Raw genomic sequence first — 17930 nt, 5'->3', positions numbered from 1 at the left:
GTCGCGTCTTATATGGGATGATTCCAGGAGATGTTCATGAAGCGTGCAACGGTTGCGATCTTGGGTTTGCTGGTATTGGCGGCGCTGAGCGGCTGCAACACCATCCACGGTGCCGGTGAGGATATCGAACGTGGCGGTGAAGCCGTTCAGGAAGCAGCGTCCTGAGGCATTGCCGTGTAATGAGTGCATGGCAGTATTGGCTCTGGTACGTTGATGATGCCATTTGAATGGTTTTGGGATGCCCCGTATGAACGGGTATGGAACGGCGGAATGTCTTTCCGCTCGATAACGTGAAGGAGACACGACGATGAAACGGATACTGGCATTTTCTCTGCTGCTGATGTTCACCGCTGGCGCAATCACCGGGTGTAATACCCTGGAAGGGGCCGGTGAGGATATAGAACAGGGTGGCGAAGAAGTTCAAGAAGCAGTCGATTGACGCTTGCTACCGCCGCTCCACACGGGGCGGTGGTACGCCTCACCTTGCGTTGGATACGCTTGAACCCTGCATGTCGGCACTCTGGTGTCGTTTCCCCTTTCTCGCATGCGAATGTCCGACGAGCATGTGTATACCTCGTCACTGGGCATTACCTTCTTCGCCGAACGAAAAGCGCCGCTCCAAGCGTTCGAACGCCAGGTCGGTGACGATGGCCAGAAGTCCCACCAGTATCGCGCCCTGAATCACGTAAGGCAGGTTGTTACCGACCAGGCCGGCGATGATGGGTGTTCCTAATGTCGTGGCACCCACTGTGGAGCCGATGGTCGCCGTGCCGATATTGATGATCACCGAGACGCGCACGCCGGCGATGATGACCCGCATCGCCAGGGGAAGCTCGATGCGCCACAGGATCTGCCAGGCGCTCATGCCATTGCCGCGCGCGGCCTCGAGCGTTTGCGAGGGCACCGTGCCAAGGCCGGCGACGGTATTCTGTACCACGGGCAAGAGGCCATAGAGCACCAGTGCCACCAGCGTGGGCACGAAGCCGAAACCGGCGAGTGGGACGGCGATCGCCAACACCGCCGCTGGTGGGAAGGTCTGACCGATCGCGGCCAACGTCGATACCAAGGGTTCGAACTCGCGACCTGCCGGCCGTGTGACGAACAATCCCGCCGCCACGCCGATACTGACAGAGATAAGCGACGACAACAGCACCAGGGCGAGGTGGGCGAGTGTCAGGTTGAGAAAACTTTCGCGCTGATACATCGCCGGGTCTTGATCGGGAAACAGCGCCCGAAACAACGGCGCCAATTGCTCCATGCCCAGCACCAGCGCGATCAACAAGGTGCTGAGCGCGATCAGCAGGAATCGATGCCAGGAGGGCGGACGTGCCAGTGCGTTGACGCTCATGGGCGGTGCCCCATGACGCCAGCCATCGTCACCTCACCCAGCAGGCGCCCTTCGCTATCGAGCACTGGCAGGGCCGTCACGCGGAACCACACCATGCGCGATAAAGCTTCCTTCATCGACATTTCCGGCGTGGCGCTCCACTCGTTGTTGACCACCGTGCGAGCTATATCGGATTCGCCCAGGCGACCACCCAGCAGGGCCATGGGGCGGTCATCGGCGTCCACCTGCCAAGTGATCGGTGCACTGGCGATGGCATTGTTGCGCGTGCGCTGGGCCGGCCGGCAATACTCCTCGACCCGGCGCCGCGAGAGCAGCTTGAGGCCTAGATCGGCGCGCCCGATGAAGTCGCGCACGAAGTCGTTGGCGGGGGCGACGAGAAGCTCCGCCGGGCGGTCGTATTGCACCAGTTGGCCGCCATTGAGCAACGCCACGCGGGAGGCCAGGCGCAAGGCCTCGTCCATATCGTGGGTGACGAAGACGATGGTTTTGCCGGTCTGGCGATGCACGCGTGACAGCTCGACCTGCAGCGCGTCACGCGTCAGCGGGTCGACGGCACCGAAGGGCTCGTCCATCAACAAGACATCGGGGTCGGCGGCCAATGCACGGGCGACACCGACGCGCTGGGCTTGGCCCCCCGAGAGTTGATGCGGATACTTGTCGTGTAGCCCGTCAGCGTCGAGCTGGAACAAGGCCAGTAATTCGTCGATGCGCTCGGCAATGCGCGACGACGGCCACTTGAGCAGCCTGGGCACGGTGGCGATGTTGTCTGCGACGCGCCAATGTGGAAACAGCCCGATCGACTGAATGGCATAGCCGATGCGGCGACGCAGCCGCTCCGGCGGCAGGGTGGTGATGTCTTCGCCGCCCACCAGAATTTTTCCTTCGCTGTGTGCGATCAGGCGATTGATCATCTTCAGCGTGGTCGATTTGCCGCACCCCGAGGGGCCGATGAGCACGCAGAATTCGCCCTGCTCCACGGTGAGGGAGATATCGTCGACGACACGCGTATCTCCATAGCGCTTGGTCAATCCCTGAAGTTCGATCATCGGTGTTACCTATCGTCGGGTGCCGGCCGGCTTGCTCAGCACGACCAGCATCTGCAACGTGAAATCAGCGATCACTGCCAGCACGATGGTGGGGATCGCGCCGAGCAGGACCAGATCGATGGCGTATTGGCCGAGTCCCTGAAAGATGAAAGCCCCCAGACCGCCGGCACCGATCAACGCCGCCACTACGGTCAGGCCGATGGATTGTACGGTGACGATGCGTAGTCCCGAGAGCATGACCGGCAACGCCAAAGGGATTTCCACGCGCCAAAGCACTTGGCGTGCGGTCATGCCCATGCCGCGTGCGGCTTCCACGGTGGCGGGTGGAACGCCCTTTAGCCCGGCGTAGGTATTGCGCACCACGGGCAGCAGTGCGTACATCACCAGAGCGATGATGGCCGGCGCGGCGCCGATCCCCTTGATGCCCCATTCGCCGAGCAATGGGAAAGCATTGCCGAGTGCCGAGAGAGGTGCGATGAGCAGCGCGAACAAGGCGATCGAGGGAATCGTCTGGAAGAAGTTGAGCACGCTGAAAAGTGCGCCCCGCAGGCGCATGTGACGATGGGCCAACAGACCCAGTGGAACGCCGAAGAGCAGTGCCGGCCCCAGCGCGGAGCCAACCAGAACCAAGTGCGTGATGAACTGGTCACCGAAATCGTCGCGGATGTTGGCGTATTCGCGCATGATCGACAGATCGTCGAAATGGCCGCTGGCGAACAACATCGCCACGCTCCCCCCCGCGATCAGTATGTAGCCCAGACGCAGTAGCCAACCGCTGGAGGTGCGCTGAAAGGCATCGATGGCCGCCAGCGCGCAGCAGAATACCATCACCCAGAAGGCGGCGCCTTGCGAGACGCGCGCCGAGGATGAGGTCTCGGCAAGCGCGCGTTGCGCATAGTCGCCCAGGCTATACAGCGTGATCAGCAATAACCCCAGGCTGGCCAGCAAGACCACACCATGCGCAAGGGTCCGCGGCAAGGGGCGCTTTAATGCCGCGATGGCAAGTAGCCCCATGAGTACAAGCATGACGATGAACTGCCATCCCGACGAGGCGTCGTTCAACATGATGGACTGCCCTGCTGCCAGGCGGTTGGGCGACAGCGTGGCGAAGGGCAATAGCCCGGCCGACAGCCCCCCGGCACAGAGCAACGTGACGAGGACGCGGTTGGCGATCAGGCGAGCGCCGCTCGTATCACGCGTGGTTGGGTGAGAAGCAGACACCGGCACCGTCAGTCGAGCAGATCGTGCGATTCCAGGTAATCCCGAGCGACATCGCTGGCGGGTTCGCCATCCACTTGGATGCGCCGGTTCAGGCGTTGCAGCGTTTCGCGGTCAAGGCTTTTAAAGGTAGGTGCCAGTATCTCGGGGATGCGAGGATACGTCTCTAGTGTTTCCTGACGAATGACCGGTGCTGGCTGATAGACCATTTGCACGCCCCGGGGATCATCCATCACCTTGAGCCCAGCGGCGGCGATCGCGCCGTCCGTGCCATAGACCATCGCCGCGTTGGTGCCGCTCGTGTTCATGGCAGCCGCGCGGATGGTGGCCGCTGTGTTACCGCCGGAAAGCACCAGTAGCTGGTCCTGGTCGAGCTTGAAATCGTAGGCCTGCTGAAAGCTGGGCAGGGCCGCCTCGCTTTCCACGAACTCGGCAGAACCGGCCAGCTTGACCTCGCCGCCGTTGCGTACCCAAGCGGCAAAATCCGCCATGGTGGACAGGTCGTGCTTCTCGGCGATGTCGCGGCGCAGGGCAATGGCCCAGGTGTTGTTGGCCGGCGCTGGAGTGAGCCATACCACGTCGTTGTGTTGCTTGTCGTAAGCACGAATCTTCTCATAGCCTTTGTCGGCTTTTTTCCAGGCCGGGTCGTCGGCAGTCTGGGTGAAAAAAGCACCGTTGCCGGTGTACTCGGGATACAAGTCAATTTCATCCTGGAGCAAGGCCGTGCGTACGATATTGGTCGGCCCCAGTTGGAGGTTTTCTTCCACGGGGATATCGGCGCTCTCCAGGAGTTGCGCCATCATGTTGCCGAGCAAGGCGCCTTCGGTGTCGATCTTCGATGAGACGCGTACTGGGTCGGCGGCGAGAGCCGGTGTCAAGGACAGCGCCGCCCCGGCGGCGATGCCGAGTACGGCGTTGGCGAAGTACTTGAAGGTTCCTTGCATGATGGCCTGGCTCCTTGGCAATGACGGGCGTCGCGATGGTTTCAACCTTGAGTCTAGCATTCTCGGCTTGCGCGGCGAGAGGTAATGCGATGTCAGGTTGCCCATCCGGTCCTTTGGCCGCAAGTCGCTAAGATGTACCGCGACCATGTGAGGATTTCGCGTTACGCTGGAAGGTTCACGAACAACGCGTTCAAGGAGGCGTCATGGCAAATGCCGAGGTGTTGAAAGAAGGGACACTGCATTGTTTCCCCGTAGGCCTGCGTGACGAGAATGGCCAGGTGGTCAACGTTGAAGTGTCGGCGGTGGTCTATGATGGTCAGCGGTTGATTCTGGCCAGCGACAAGCCCATTCCCGGTGACGCACGTTCGGCCGTTTTTTCCGTTCCGATCACCGATGCCGAGCCTGACGATAGTGGCCTCGACTACTTGACCGCAGATGCCATCAAGCGAGCGGTCAAGTACGAGGACTTCGCGCTGACCGCTGACGGCGGTTACGTGCTGGCGACCACGGGATTCGATCGTATCGACATGGAAAGTCATGCGCTCAACGCCTACAACCATCTGCTGATCTGGCCGCTAGGCGAGCCCGAACGGGTGCAAGTGGTCGACCCCGATCCCCGGGATGGGGTCGAGGGGTCGTTGGAGCTGCGCAACAAGCTGAACGGCGCCATCGGCGAGCCGTATTACAAGATAGAAGGGCTGGCGGCGATCCCCGGGGAGCGCGGTGACGGGCTGCTACTCTTCGGTGTGCGTGAGCAAGGTCGCTCACATGATGACTTCGAATTCGTATGTCGTGTCGTGGGGGCGCATTACAGCATCAATGCCTATGGCAACCTGGTGTTCGTCGACGAGTTACGCGAACTCTATCGCTTCTCGCCTCAACAACAACCCGAAGTACGCTATGACTGCGGCCTGTCCAGCCTGGAGTACGATCCTCATCATCAGCGTCTGTTCCTGATGACGAGCTTCGAAGTCGAGGAAGCGGGCGAAGCGCGCATCGGGGGGTATCTCTGGGTCGTGTCGCTCGAAGACTTCGCGGCAGGAAAGGCGCCGGCGCTGGTACGCACGGTAGGCGGTGACGCCCTGGAGTTCGTGCACAAGGCCGAAGGCCTGGCAGTGCTGGACAGCGAGCGGTTGTTCGTGGCTTACGATAACGACCGCGACATGTCGCTGGGCAGCATCGATGAGCGCGACGAACGCCACGCCTGCGAAGCGCCGTACACCATCTTGCGGCTCACCTGAGCCCCTGCGATTCACCTGAGGTCGAAGTCGTCCTTCCAGCGCTGAACGGCGATTTCGTCCTTGAGCATTTCCAGCGTTTCGATCAACACCTGCTCGGTGACGCGATCGGTGCGCTGGTCGACATGTAGCCAGGCGTCGATGCCGCTGCCCGCCAGGTCGCCGATGAGACTCTTGAAGCGCGGCGAGCGTAGTCCATCGATGGCCTCGTGGACCACGCGGCTGGCGACGTCGCTCAGACTACGCTCCATGGCGTGGGCCACGTGTTCGCCCATGGGCAGGCGCCTCAGTCGGGAGAGCTCCTGATTCTCCTCGAGCGTGCGAGTGACCAGGGCCGCCACGTAGCGATGCACTTGCTGATGATTCTCGGCATAACTCTTGTCGACGGTGGTCTCGAGGCGTCGGGCGATTTCGTCCACCAGCGCCGCCTTGCGCGGCTGGATCACCTGCTCCGAGAGACGCTTGGTGAAGTCGTCGCTGCGCTGGACCTCGTCCTGCAAGCTGCTCAGCAGGCGCGTCGCCACGCGATCGGAAAGCTCCTCCATGAGCATGCGGTAGTAACGCTCGAAGAAGGTGTACAGGCGCCAGCGGCGGATATCGATCGCTCCCAGGCGCTGTAACCGAATCAGCAGCGAGATGAGGCGCAATACACGCAGGATGCGGAAGCCGCTGACGGGAATGCACCCCAGCACGTCGTACCAGTGCGCGAATGGATAGAAGAACCAGCGTGCGTAGCGGCGCTCGGCGACGGCCACCGCCCACCCGGCCAGGACATCGAGCAGGAAGATACTCACGAAGACCAGGTCGATGGTCATGAAACGCTGGTGAATGGCGCTGTCATAAGCGTGATGGAGGCTCGGAGCCAGTGCTTCGAGGCCGGCATTCAACGGCGGCAAGAGAAACAGGCTATCGACGAGCAGCAGCAACAAGTTCGCCGAGACCAGCACCACGATGGCGATGTCCCAGACGAGATAGAAGCGCTCGCGTCGGCGCGAGCCAGCGGTGGGAGGTGCGCTCATCAAGTTCTCCATCGGCAGCGCCATGCATCCTGCAGGTGGCTACGCTATCAGTTTCCCGGCGCCGCGTCAGGGTGCCTCGCGGGTCTCGTCGAGATGCGCCTGGGCGCGCCGTTCTTCCTGCTCTTCTTGCTTGCGCATTTCCTTGCGTAACTTGGCTTTTTCGAAACGTAGCTTTTGCAAGGGCGTGTCGAGTTGCAGTTGTGGCACGGGATTGGGATGGCCATCGCCATCTACTGCGACCATGGTCAGGTAGCAGCTGTTGGTATGGCGAATCACGCGATCCTGGATCGACTCGGCGATAATCTTGATGCCGATCTCCATCGAGGAGTGCCCGACATAGTTGACCGAGGCCAGAAACGTCACTAGTTCACCAACATGAATGGGTTGTTTGAAACGCACCTGGTCCACCGACAGCGTCACGACATAGGAGCCGGAATAACGGCTGGCGCAGGCATAGGCGACTTCGTCGAGCTTCTTTAGAATCGCGCCGCCATGCACTTTGCCGCTGAAGTTGGCCATGTCAGGGGTCATCAGCACCGTCATGGTGAGCTCATGCTGGCGGGGAAGGTCGTCGGTCATGCGGGCTCCATTGATTGATGCGTGACTGGCAAATGTGTACCACGTTTCATGCGTGATTGTCCGCCTGGCGAGAGGTCTGGGATTCAGCCCAGCGCGTGCGCCGGTAGTGCAGGTAGACGGCGGCGAGACTTGCTGAGCGCACCAGGGTGAAGGTGGTGAAGGCGAGCCACAGGCCATGGTTGCCCAGCGGTTGCGTGAACCACCACACCGGAAGGTAGACGGTGAGCGCCAGCAGGATGGTATCGCGCATCTCGCGGGTTGCGGTGGCGCCGATGAAGACGCCATCGAGCAGATAACTCCACACCGCGATGGCCGGCATGACGATCATCCAGGGCAGATAGTCCCCTGCCGTGGCGCGCACGTCGGGGAGATCGGTGAGCAGGGCGATCAGGTAGTCGCCGCCGAAGGCGAACGCCGCCATGGCAACGCCGGCGGTGATCAGCGAGAAGCGCGCGGCAGCGCGCACCGAGGTCCCGAACAGTGGCCAGTCACGGCGTCCCACGGCACGCCCGGTCAAGGCCTCGGCGGCGTGGGCGAAGCCGTCCAGCGCGTAGGAGGTGATCATGATGAATTGCATCAGCACGGCGTTGGCGGCGAGCACCGTATCGCCCTGATCGGCGCCTTGGGCGGTGAAGAACGCCATGGCGAATAGCAGCCCTAACGTGCGCACGAACAGATGCCGGTTGACCTGGAAAAGCTCTGAATAGGCGCCAAAGCGCAGCAGGCGCTGGCGCAGAAAGCGCCCCTTAAGCAGCTTCAACTGCCGTGCCACCAGCCACAGGCCGGCCACCAAGGCGGTGTAATCGGCGATCACCGTGGCCCAGGCCACGCCGTCACTGGTCATGCCCAGGCCCACCACGAACAGCAGGTCGAGCACGATGTTGACGCTATTGGTCAGTACCATGATCGCCAGCGTGACCCGCGAATTCTGCTGGCCGAGGAACCAACCGAGAATCGCGTAATTGGCCATCACCGCCGGGGCCGAGAGGATGCGAATATGGGCATAGCGCGTTGCCAGTGACATGGCGGCCTCGCTGCCGTCGAGCAGGTAGAGACCGAAGCTGATGAGCGGTTCGGCGAGCAGGATCAACATCACGCCGATGCCCAGGGCCAGCAACAACGACTGCCCCAGCAGGTTGCGTATGTCGCTGTCGTCCTCGCGCCCCATGGCCTGGGAGGTGAGGCCGGTGGTGCCCATGCGCAGGAAGCCGAACCCCCAGTAGAGAAAGCTGAAGAGCATTGCGCCAAGGGTCACGGCGGCCATGTAGCGCGAGTCCGGCAGGTGGCCGACCACGGCGGTGTCTACCAACCCCAGCAGTGGGACGGTGATGTTGGACAGAATGATCGGCCAGGCAAGCGGCCAGATGCGTGGCGAAGTACGGGATGAGGGCACGGAATTGTATCGTTTGCGGTGGGCGTTCACGCCTGGCGGGGCCGCTCGCGGGGCATGCAAGGAACGTTGGAGATGTCCCTGCGTGCGGGCCCTCGGTGCTGCGTATCGTGCCTGGTCGCGCTCAGGCGGCGGTAATCAGCCGATACTTGTGCATGAGCTGGTCATGGGTTTCGCTGCGCTCGGGATCGAGGGGAATGCAGTCCACCGGACACACCTGCTGGCACTGGGGCTCGTCGAAATGACCGACGCACTCGGTGCACAAGTTGGGGTCGATGACGTAGATCTCCTCACCCGGGGAAATGGCGCCATTGGGGCACTCGGGTTCGCAGACATCGCAGTTGATGCACTCGTCGGTGATCATCAGGGCCATGGAGGTGTCCTCTACTGCGTATCGGGCGACGAGGGGTCTGAGGCGAAATGCCGGCTCAGTGCATCGACCACGCAGGGATGCACGAGCTTGGAGACATCTCCCCCGAGACGCGCGATCTCGCGCACGATGGTGGAAGAAATATACGAATTCTCGATCGCGGGCGTCAGAAACAAGCTTTCGATATGAGGCGCCTGGGCCCGATTCATATTGGCCAATTGTAACTCATATTCGAAGTCGGATACCGCTCTCAATCCGCGCAGGATAATGCGCGCGCCTTGCTGATCCAGCAACTGCGTCAGCAACCCGCTGAAGCCCACGACCGTGACATTGTCGAGATCGGCAGTGATTTCTTCGATCAAGGCGACGCGGGTCTCCAGCGACAATGCGGGCTGCTTGCGCGGACTCGCCGCCACCGCCACCACGACCTTGTCGAACATGCGCGCGGCGCGTTCGATCAGATCGTAATGACCATGGGTGACGGGGTCGAAGGTACCGGGATAGACCACGTTATTCATGGGTACATCCTGTGCCGAGATACCAACAGGGTAGTGGTTGCCCATGGTCGGCAGCAATCGTGCGCCGACCGGGCGTGGCGATTACAACCGGCCGTAGGGATTGTCGACCGCCAGTGATACCGGCTGATCGAAGCCGGGAATATGCAGCGCATCGCGCGTCATCGAGAGTTCCGGCCCTTCGAGAACGCCTTCGCCGAAGCGGTAAGTGACGTCGAACTGGCCGTTGTCGGACGTCGCCAGATACACGTCGGAAGCCGCGAGGGTGGCCTCGCGACGATGCTTCCAGTCGTCGATGGCGCGTTGGCCGTGGCGCTGGATCAGCAGGCGCTCGGTGGCGGCCGGCGAGATGACCAGGCCGGTGGCGTTATTGCCGCCGAAGCCCTTGGCATTGATGAAGGCTGCGTCGGCCTCGAAGGACAGCGGGTCACGGAAGAAGCGCAGGCGCTCGGCGAAGACGTCATCGGCCACCGCCTCGAGTGTGAAGATGCCGGGAATCACGCCATGGGCGAAAGTGCCCAGCGCACTGGCCATCTGATCGCCTGCTGCGCCGCCTTGTGAATGGCCGACGAATGCCTTGACGGCGGTGACCGGCCACGACTCGATACCATGCGCGCGCGCCACCATGTCGAACACGTGCGACTCGGTGGTGCGATTCTTGGGTGTGCTCGTGCCGTGCGCGTGTAGATAGCTGCGGTGGCGTACTGCGTCTTCGCCGAGCATGTCGCTGGCAAGACTGACGGCCTTGGCCAAGGTGATGTAATTGCCGATGCCCGGCGCGGAAATCGAGCGCTTCCAACCGTCGGCATTGACGAAGACATCGGGTACCGCACCGAGAATCTGGGCGCCGGTCTCGAGCGCCAGGGAATCGTCCATCAGCAGCAGGAACTGGGTCGACTCGGCGATGGTGAAGCCGCAGTTGCGCGCGAAGGGTCGGCAGGCGCGCTGATAGTCGCTATCGGTGAGCAGCGTCAGCGCGTCGAGGGACTTGAGGCTCTCATCGTCGGCCAGCGCTCCCATGGTGCGGAAGCCCTCGACGATCTCCGGCGTGATCGGCGCATCGCTGGTGCCCACCATGACCACCCGGCGCCGGCCGCTGCGAATATCTTCCAGCCCCAGGCGCAGATTGTAGAGGAAGCTGGCGCAGGCCCCGAGCACGGCGCCGGTGGCGCCGACGCTTCCCAACACATAGGCGTTGAGAAAATCGGCAGGCATTTGTCCGTAACCCAGTGGCATCTGCTTGGAAGTCGCCCGATGGCCGCTTACAAAGCTTTGCAAGAGCCCGCCCCAGCCCTCGTTGTCGAGCTGGCCGATGGAGTTGCCGGCATAGACGGCGATGGCGTCCGGATCGAGACGGTTGCGCAGTGTCGACCAGTCGAGGCCGCTCTGACCGAGACAATCGGAAGCGCCGAAGATGGTCATCGCCAGGCCGCGTGGATGGTGCACGCTGCGATAAAGCGCGTCCGGCGAAAAGCCGCTAGGCAGTTGCCCCGCCGAGCGCACCTGGGCACTGCGGCGTTCGGGGAGCAGCACATCGAGCGATCCTGGTGGCACCACGACTTCGACTGTGCGTTTGTCGATGTCGCGCACCTGCCAGGTGGCGGGCACGTCGTTGGGAAGCTGGCGGCGGCGCACGCGAAATGTCAGCGCGGCTTCAAGGTCAAGCTGTGCCGCGCGATTGGCGGGAATCCCTTCGCCGTTGAAACGCTCGTCCTCGATACGACGGATCAGAGTATGATCGAGCACGTGCTGGCGATAGCGTGCGACGACGTCGGCGTCATCGAGAATGTTGCCCTGGGCATCTTCCCAACCGCCGCTTTCTATGCGCGAAACGAGCTGCATCATGGCGGCCAGGGCCAAGATGGTTTGTGCCTGAAGAGTATCGGGCAAGGCGTCGAGAATCGTTCGGCGAAAAGCCTGGTGGCCCGAGGTTCTGCCGGCGGCGTTAACACCACCCATGCCGACGATCACCGGTAACTGTGACAAGCCGCGTTCCTCGTAATGCTGTGGATGACGATGCGTCATGTTTCGTGGCCGGCACACGTCGGCCGATATGGCGCGTCTCCTAGCGCCAGGCGGCGCGCGGAGCCTTAATGAGTCTGGGCGAGAATGATAGCACTCGGGGGCGAGTGGCGTCATGCGAACACTGTCCGATAAAGGGGAAGCGCCCTTGCAATGCGCCGACGGGGATATTCCATGGGCTGGTATCGTGACGCTCGGACAGGGCCGGCAGTCTGCTAGAATAGCGTGTCGTTCAGTCGTTTAAAGAGCCGCCCATGCATGCCAACTCCCGTGCCATCGTCACCCAGCAGACCGCGCCGCACGAGGACCTTTCGCGGCGTGTGTCGCGGGCGTTGACTCACCCCTGGCAAAAGCCGTTGGCCACGCACACGCGGATGGCATTCGGTGCGGCAAGAAATTGGCTGCATGAGCAGGACAAGCCGCTGATTCTCGACGCAGGCTGTGGCGTTGGGCTTTCCACGCGGCGCTTGGCCACACGCTTTCCCGGCCACGCTGTGATTGGTGTCGACCGTAGTGCCGACCGTCTCTCCAGAGAGCATGGCGAGTTGCCTGACAACGCATTGCTGGTACGTGCCGATCTGGTGGATTTCTGGCGTTTGGCGCTACACGAGGGGTGGCAACCGGCACGTCATTATCTGCTCTATCCCAATCCGTATCCCAAGGCATCGCACCTCAAGATGCGCTGGCATGGGCACCCGGTGTTTCCAGCCCTGGCGGGTCTCGGCGGCGAACTGGAAGCGCGCTCCAACTGGCGGCTTTATCTCGAGGAGTTGGCCCTGGCGCTGGCTCAGGCCACGGGGCGCGAGCCGCATCTCGAGCCCTGCGAGCCATCGGGTGAGTACCTCACGCCTTTCGAACACAAATATCACGCCAGCGGGCAGCCACTCTGGCGTCTCAAGGTGACACTGGCGCATCGGCCCGAGCTGTTGCCCACCTAACAATCAGGCAGCATGGGCCTGCAGGAGAGAGAATATGGTGTATGTATTTTTGGCCATCGCGATCATCGCCGAGGTCGTGGCCACCAGCGCGCTCAAGGCGTCCCAGGAATTCACTCGCTTGTGGCCGAGCGTGACCGTGGTCGTGGGCTACGCCTTGGCGTTTTACATGCTTACCCTGGCGCTGCGCGATTTGCCGGTGGGCATCGCCTATGCGTTCTGGGCCGGGCTTGGCATCGTGCTGGTCACGCTGATCGGGGTGGTCGTGTATGGTGAGAAACCCGATTTGCCCGCGATTCTCGGTCTGGGAATGATCATCGCCGGGGTCGCCATCATCCAGGTGTTTTCGCGTATGTCCGCGCATTAGGGACTCTCTGCAAAGTGCCTACGCTCGATCGTACGCCGCCATCGCACTCGATCAGGAGCCCTGCTAGCCTAGCGGACGATATATATTCGTCCAGGGAAGGAAAAATTTCATGCTGAGTAGGCTGTTCCACTGCCGACATCCACGCGCCTTGCAGCGTGTCGGTCGTCGTGTGCTCGCGCTTCTGGTCATGATGGGATTGCCATTGGCCGCGCAGGCCGATGGCTTCGACAACCTTGCCACACTGGCCGACAAGGGCTTCGTGATCGGTGCTCAGGCGCAGCTGTTGGGTAGCGGTGAAAGCCTGGGGGCGATCCACCCCACGCGGCGGCTTTCTCCGGCCTCCGTGACCAAGCTCTATACCGCCGCCGCGAGCCTCGACCGCTGGGGGCCGCAGCATCGTTTCACTACGCAGTTGGTCTCCAGCGGCGACATCGATGCCCAAGGCGTCTTGCATGGTGATCTGGTCCTCGACGGTGGCGGCGACCCGGCCTTGACCAGCGAAAACCTGTGGCGCCTGGTGCAGCGTTTGCGTGAACGTGGCGTGCGTGCCGTCGATGGTCAACTGGTGGTCAGTCAGTGGCGCTTCGGCCCGGTGACCTGCGTGACCACCGATCGCTGCGAGGCGCGCACGCGCTCCGATAATGCCTACAGCGCCTTGTTATCCTCGGCGGCGGTGAATTACGGCAGCTGGTGCAATCGGGTCAAGCCCGGCAATGCCGTGGGCGACGCGGCCTCCATCAGCGATTGCGCCACGGTGACGCCACTTACGCGGATCGCCAATAACGTTGAAACCGTGCCGCGCGGTGGCGACACACGCCTGAGTGCCGAGCGCATCAGCGATGAGCGAGGCGATACGCTACGCATCAGTGGACAGATCGCTCGCGGTGGCTTCTCGCGTGAGGTCTATCGCGCCAGCTCCGAGCCTGCCGAGCAAACCGCCAAGACGTTGCTGGCTTTGTTGAGGCAAGCGGGGATCGAGGTCGATGGTTACGCGACCAGCACGACACCGCCGCCGACCACGGCCAAGCGCTTGGCGGCGGTGGATGGCAAGCCGCTGCAGGAATTGCTGCTGCGCATGCTCAACTATTCCAACAACTTCATGGCCGACACTCTGGCGCTGGATCTCGTCGACAAGCCGCACGCGGAGTTGCAGGACGGTGCCGACGCGCTGATGCGCTTTGCCCGCAGCCTGCCGGGGCAGGGCGTGCCGACGCTTGCCAGCGGTAGCGGTCTGACCCCCGAGAACCGTGTCTCGGCCCGCGGTCTCAATGCCTTGCTGGAAGCGATGTACCATCGGCCGGCGCTGTTTCCTACCTTCGTGGCTGGTCTGCAACTGCCGACCAATGGTCCCATGCACTTCATCCGCCGTGGCAGTGACACTTTCCAGCGACATGTCATGCTCAAGACCGGCACGCTCAACGAGCCGGTCACGGTGCGCGCGGTAGCCGGCTATTTCCGCACCCAAACCGGGCGTTGGGGCAGCTTCGCGGTACTGGTCAACGGCACTTCGCAAACGCCGTATCTCGCCTGGCGGCAGGTGTTGCCCCTAGTGGCGGCGGACCTGACGCGGATGATCGAGGCCCACTGAGAACTCGCCAGGAACATTAGCGTCGCGGGTCGACGAGCACGCGTCCGTGGGTGCGGCCTTCGAGCATGGCGTGAGCCCGGTCGCCCACGTCGTCGAGACCGATCTCCTCGACGTGCATGTGCGACAGCAACGCGTTGGGTAGGGCAGCGATGCGTTGCCACGCGGCGCGGCGCCGGTCGAAGGGGATATACACGCTATCCACGCCGAGCAACGACACGCCGCGTAGGATGAACGGCATCACCGTGGTCGGCAGCGCGGCGTCGCCCGCCAGCCCCACGGCGGCGACCTTCCCGGCGTAGTGCATTTGCGCCAGTAGGTTGGCCAGGACTTGGCCGCCGACGGTATCCACGGCGCCCGCCCACTGCGTCGATTCCAGCGGTCGGCCACGGGCTTCGAAGTCGGCGCGGGGTAGAACGGCGTGGGCACCGAGCGCCTCGAACCAGGCATTCTGCTCGGGCTTGCCGGTGACGGCGTGAACCTCGAAGCCTTCATGGGCGAGTATCGACACCGCCCAACTGCCCACGCCGCCGCTGGCGCCGGTCACCACGACCGGTCCGTCGCCGGGGACGAGGCCGGCCTCTTTCAGTCGCATGACACTGAGCATGGCGGTGAGTCCGGCGGTGCCGAAGAGCATTGCCTGACGAGTGCTCAGCGGATGTGGGCAGGGCACCAGCCAGTCGGCATCGACGCGCATGGCCTCGGCGAAACCGCCCCAATGACGCTCGCCGACGCCCCAGCCGGTGAGGATTACGCGGTCCTCGGCGGCGAACCGCGCATCCGTGGAATCCGTCACCGTGCCGGCGAAATCGATGCCCGGCACCAGTGGATAGTCGCGCACGATCTTGCCCTGGCCGGTGACCGCCATGGCGTCCTTGTAATTAAGGTCCGAATAATCGATCGCGACGCGCACCGCGCGTTCCGGCAACTGGCTTTCCTCGAGCGTTTCGAGGCGGGCGCGGGGGGCGTCGTCATGGAGCATGAGTGCACGGGGCATGGAGGACTCCTTGCGAATTCGGGTGAGCGCGAGATCATTAGCCTAGCGTTGAGCCGCGAGTGTCGACAACGCGACTTTTGCGGGATACCGTCCGTCATTCGCGCGGCGTTGCCTGGGATTGCCCCTTTGTTACTATCTTGGGCGCCGTGTGCGTTGCCGTCCTGGTCATTGCGTGTCGGCCATCGAGAACCCTTAGCTGAGGACCCAGCGCGATGAAACCCCGCCAGACCGGCTTGCGTCACTTGATCAATTCCACGTGCTATTCGCTCAAGGGGCTGCGTGCTGCGTTTCGCAATGAAACGGCGTTTCGTCAGGAGGTGGGCATCTGCGTGGTTCTCTTGCCCCTGGCATGGTGGATCGGCGCCACGCCGGTGGAATGGCTGTTGTTGGTGGGCAGCTGCGCACTGGTACTGATCGTGGAGTTGCTCAACAGCGCGGTGGAAACCGTCGTCGACCGTATCGGCCCCGAGCATCATGAGCTGTCCGGCCGGGCCAAGGACATCGGCTCGGCGGCGGTGATGATCTCGCTTATCATGGCGGGTCTGACCTGGGGCTTGCTGGCCTGGCAAAAGTTCCTCGGCTGAGCGCCTTGGTCGAGGATACCGGTGTGTTCACATTCAGCGTTCGTGTGAGGTGTCCCATGTCCCGACGCATTGGTTTTGGATTGCTCGGCGTGCTGGTGGTGGCTGCCGTGATTGTCCCCTACACGTTACTGCGCGATGTCCAGGCCTGGTATGGCAGTATGCTGTTCTGGGGGCTGATCGGGCTCGCCGTGATCGTTCTCAACCTGCTCGTTACCGCCGATTTCAAGGAGAAGTGAGGATGTCGTCGATGCTCGTGTGGACGTCGGTGCTGGTGTATGTCGTCGTCGCCCTGGGCGTGGCCTGGCGCTCACGCGAGCGCGGCCCCGGTGATACGCGCGACATGGCACACTATTTCCTCGGTGGGCGGCGCATGGGCGGGTTGGTGTCGGCGCTCAGTTACAGCGCGACGACCTACAGTGCCTTCATGATGGTGGGGCTAGCGGGGCTGACCTACGCCGGCGGCGTCGGGGCGCTGGGTTTTGAAATCGTCTACTTCGCCGGGGTCTCGTTGGTGGCCATCTTCGGGCCGCGCTTCTGGGCGGTGGGCAAGGCATTCGGTTTCGTCACCCCCAGCGAGATGCTGGGACACCGCTATGCGAATCGCGGCGTGGCCGTGGCCACGGCACTGGTTAGCAGCCTGTTCCTGATCCCCTATGCGGCGGTGCAACTGGCGGGCGTGGGGTATCTGCTGAGCGGCATGACCGACGGCGCCATCGGTTTCACCACCGGCGTGGCGGTCGCCACCGTGCTGGCGCTGGTGTTCACCTTCATCGCCGGGATTCGCTCGGTGATGTGGACCGACGCGTTGCAGGCGTTGTTGATGATCGTTGCCTCGACGGCCGTGGCGCTGCTGGTGGTAGCCTCGCTGGGTGGCTTCGAGGCGCTGTTCGCGACCCTCGCCGATGAACATCCCGAGGCGCTTACGGTGCCCGGCTCGGGATTTTTTACGCCAGCGACCTTCCTCGGCCTGACGATCCCCTGGTTCTTTTTTAGCCTCTCCAATCCCCAGGTCAGCCAGCGACTCTTCATGCCCGCCTCGCTTAAAGCCATGCGCCGCATGCTGCTGGGTTTTCTGTGCTTCGGACTGGTATACACCGCCGTATCGGTGCTGTGGGGCTTTTCGGCGCTGATCGCGTTTCCCGATCTGGAAAATTCGGATCTTGCCACGCCGACTCTGCTGGCCTCCGCGCACGTGCCGCCGTTACTCGGCGCGCTGGTGATGGTGGGCATCCTGGCGGCGGCGGTATCGACCATCGACTCGATCATGCTGACGCTGTCGTCGATGCTGTCGCGGGACGTCTATGCGGTGGCCCGCAAAGGCAGCGATGAACGCCGCCAACTCGGGGTCGGCAAGGCCGTGTTGCCGCTGATCGCGTTGCTTGCGCTGGCCTTCGCCGAGTTGCGTCTCGACCTGATTGCGGTGCTCTCCGTTGCCGCCTCGACCGGCCTGGTAGTCACCGTGCCGGCGCTTATCGGCGCCTTTTTCTGGCGCGGTGGCAGTGCGGCGGGCGCCCTGGCCAGCATCCTCGGTGGCGGTGCCTGGGTCGTGGCGCTGTATATCACCGACGCCAAGCCGCTGGGCTGGCCGCCGGGGATCTGGGCGCTGCCGGTGGCGTGCGTGTTGTTCGTGGGCGTCAGCCTGGTCACGTCATCACCGCGTCGCAGTGCCGAAGCATTCATCGCCACCGCCGAGCGTCAGTTGCCGTGGCGGCGCTGAGGATCGCTTGCTTGTAGCTTCCAAGCGAGTAGCTCCGCTAAGCTGGGCCATATCAC

General features: G+C 62.8%; 20 protein-coding genes. 9 read left to right on the top strand and 11 right to left on the bottom strand.

The window, feature by feature from the left end; all coding sequences use genetic code 11:
* Positions 1-36 precede the first annotated feature (36 nt).
* The gene (locus RVY79_RS03020) at positions 37-165 is read left to right on the top strand and encodes an entericidin A/B family lipoprotein (protein WP_317462538.1); all 129 of its coding nucleotides are present in this window, start codon (positions 37-39) and stop codon (positions 163-165) included.
* Between the two features lie 142 nt (positions 166-307).
* Positions 308-439 carry an entericidin A/B family lipoprotein gene (locus RVY79_RS03015; RefSeq protein ID WP_317462537.1) on the top strand — a complete coding sequence of 44 codons (132 nt, stop codon included), beginning with the start codon at positions 308-310 and terminating at the stop codon, positions 437-439.
* 138 nt (positions 440-577) lie between these two features.
* On the opposite strand, the gene RVY79_RS03010 is transcribed toward RVY79_RS03015, so the two are convergent.
* The 4 genes from RVY79_RS03010 to RVY79_RS02995 are packed head-to-tail and all read right to left on the bottom strand — an operon-like array spanning position 578 to position 4556.
* Positions 578-1348, bottom strand: coding sequence for an ABC transporter permease (locus RVY79_RS03010; protein WP_317462536.1), 771 nt, complete (start codon positions 1346-1348; stop codon positions 578-580).
* Entirely contained in the window at positions 1345-2394 is a 1050-nt protein-coding gene (locus RVY79_RS03005) for an ABC transporter ATP-binding protein (protein ID WP_317462535.1), read from the bottom strand. Before RVY79_RS03005 ends, RVY79_RS03010 begins: the two co-directional genes overlap by 4 nt.
* Positions 2395-2403: 9 nt before the next feature.
* Positions 2404-3615, bottom strand: coding sequence for an ABC transporter permease (locus tag RVY79_RS03000; RefSeq protein ID WP_317462533.1), 1212 nt, complete (start codon positions 3613-3615; stop codon positions 2404-2406).
* Between the two features lie 8 nt (positions 3616-3623).
* Complete coding sequence (locus RVY79_RS02995) at positions 3624-4556, bottom strand: ABC transporter substrate-binding protein (protein ID WP_317462532.1); 933 nt, start codon at positions 4554-4556, stop codon at positions 3624-3626.
* A 203-nt stretch (positions 4557-4759) separates the two neighbouring features.
* Here RVY79_RS02995 and RVY79_RS02990 point away from each other — a divergent pair, with 203 nt between their 5' ends.
* The gene (locus RVY79_RS02990) at positions 4760-5797 is read left to right on the top strand and encodes a hypothetical protein (RefSeq protein ID WP_317462530.1); all 1038 of its coding nucleotides are present in this window, start codon (positions 4760-4762) and stop codon (positions 5795-5797) included.
* Positions 5798-5808: 11 nt separating this feature from the next.
* On the opposite strand, the gene RVY79_RS02985 is transcribed toward RVY79_RS02990, so the two are convergent.
* From RVY79_RS02985 to RVY79_RS02960, 6 genes are all read right to left on the bottom strand, one after another.
* Positions 5809-6813, bottom strand: coding sequence for an ion transporter (locus tag RVY79_RS02985; protein ID WP_317462529.1), 1005 nt, complete (start codon positions 6811-6813; stop codon positions 5809-5811).
* 66 nt (positions 6814-6879) lie between these two features.
* The gene (locus RVY79_RS02980) at positions 6880-7392 is read right to left on the bottom strand and encodes an acyl-CoA thioesterase (RefSeq protein WP_317462528.1); all 513 of its coding nucleotides are present in this window, start codon (positions 7390-7392) and stop codon (positions 6880-6882) included.
* Between the two features lie 46 nt (positions 7393-7438).
* Positions 7439-8785 (bottom strand): MATE family efflux transporter, encoded by a 1347-nt coding sequence (locus RVY79_RS02975; RefSeq protein WP_317462527.1) that lies wholly within the window; start codon positions 8783-8785, stop codon positions 7439-7441.
* Positions 8786-8906: 121 nt separating this feature from the next.
* Positions 8907-9155, bottom strand: a complete 249-nt coding sequence (locus RVY79_RS02970; RefSeq protein WP_011508227.1) for a YfhL family 4Fe-4S dicluster ferredoxin — start codon at positions 9153-9155, stop codon at positions 8907-8909.
* A gap of 11 nt (positions 9156-9166) precedes the next feature.
* Positions 9167-9670: a pantetheine-phosphate adenylyltransferase gene (gene coaD / locus RVY79_RS02965; RefSeq protein ID WP_317462526.1), complete on the bottom strand. Its 504-nt coding sequence runs from the start codon at positions 9668-9670 to the stop codon at positions 9167-9169.
* A gap of 81 nt (positions 9671-9751) precedes the next feature.
* Positions 9752-11692, bottom strand: coding sequence for a beta-ketoacyl synthase (locus tag RVY79_RS02960; RefSeq protein ID WP_317462525.1), 1941 nt, complete (start codon positions 11690-11692; stop codon positions 9752-9754).
* Between the two features lie 251 nt (positions 11693-11943).
* On the opposite strand from RVY79_RS02960, the gene trmB reads away from it, so the two are divergent.
* From trmB to dacB, 3 genes are all read left to right on the top strand, one after another.
* On the top strand, positions 11944-12627 hold the full coding sequence (gene trmB, locus RVY79_RS02955) for a tRNA (guanine(46)-N(7))-methyltransferase TrmB (RefSeq protein ID WP_317462524.1): 684 nt from the start codon (positions 11944-11946) through the stop codon (positions 12625-12627).
* A 34-nt stretch (positions 12628-12661) separates the two neighbouring features.
* Complete coding sequence (locus RVY79_RS02950) at positions 12662-12991, top strand: DMT family transporter (protein ID WP_040243024.1); 330 nt, start codon at positions 12662-12664, stop codon at positions 12989-12991.
* 109 nt (positions 12992-13100) lie between these two features.
* The gene (gene dacB, locus RVY79_RS02945; RefSeq protein WP_317462523.1) at positions 13101-14579 is read left to right on the top strand and encodes a D-alanyl-D-alanine carboxypeptidase/D-alanyl-D-alanine-endopeptidase; all 1479 of its coding nucleotides are present in this window, start codon (positions 13101-13103) and stop codon (positions 14577-14579) included.
* A 16-nt stretch (positions 14580-14595) separates the two neighbouring features.
* Here dacB and RVY79_RS02940 read toward each other — a convergent pair whose 3' ends face one another.
* The gene (locus tag RVY79_RS02940) at positions 14596-15573 is read right to left on the bottom strand and encodes an MDR family oxidoreductase (RefSeq protein ID WP_317462522.1); all 978 of its coding nucleotides are present in this window, start codon (positions 15571-15573) and stop codon (positions 14596-14598) included.
* Positions 15574-15785: 212 nt separating this feature from the next.
* Between RVY79_RS02940 and RVY79_RS02935 the strand changes: the two genes are divergently transcribed.
* From RVY79_RS02935 to RVY79_RS02925, 3 genes are read left to right on the top strand one after another with little or no spacing between them, the layout of a single operon-like run.
* Positions 15786-16157 (top strand): diacylglycerol kinase, encoded by a 372-nt coding sequence (locus RVY79_RS02935; protein ID WP_317462521.1) that lies wholly within the window; start codon positions 15786-15788, stop codon positions 16155-16157.
* A gap of 56 nt (positions 16158-16213) precedes the next feature.
* Positions 16214-16393, top strand: a complete 180-nt coding sequence (locus RVY79_RS02930) for a hypothetical protein (RefSeq protein WP_317462519.1) — start codon at positions 16214-16216, stop codon at positions 16391-16393.
* A gap of 2 nt (positions 16394-16395) precedes the next feature.
* On the top strand, positions 16396-17874 hold the full coding sequence (locus tag RVY79_RS02925) for a sodium:solute symporter family protein (RefSeq protein ID WP_317462518.1): 1479 nt from the start codon (positions 16396-16398) through the stop codon (positions 17872-17874).
* Positions 17875-17930 lie beyond the last annotated feature (56 nt).

Origin of the sequence: Chromohalobacter sp. HP20-39, from assembly GCF_033052815.1 — a bacterium.
Taxonomy (GTDB): Bacteria; Pseudomonadota; Gammaproteobacteria; order Pseudomonadales; family Halomonadaceae; genus Chromohalobacter.
Note: the sequence above shows the minus strand (reverse complement) of the source record. Positions and strands in the feature narration are given on the sequence as shown.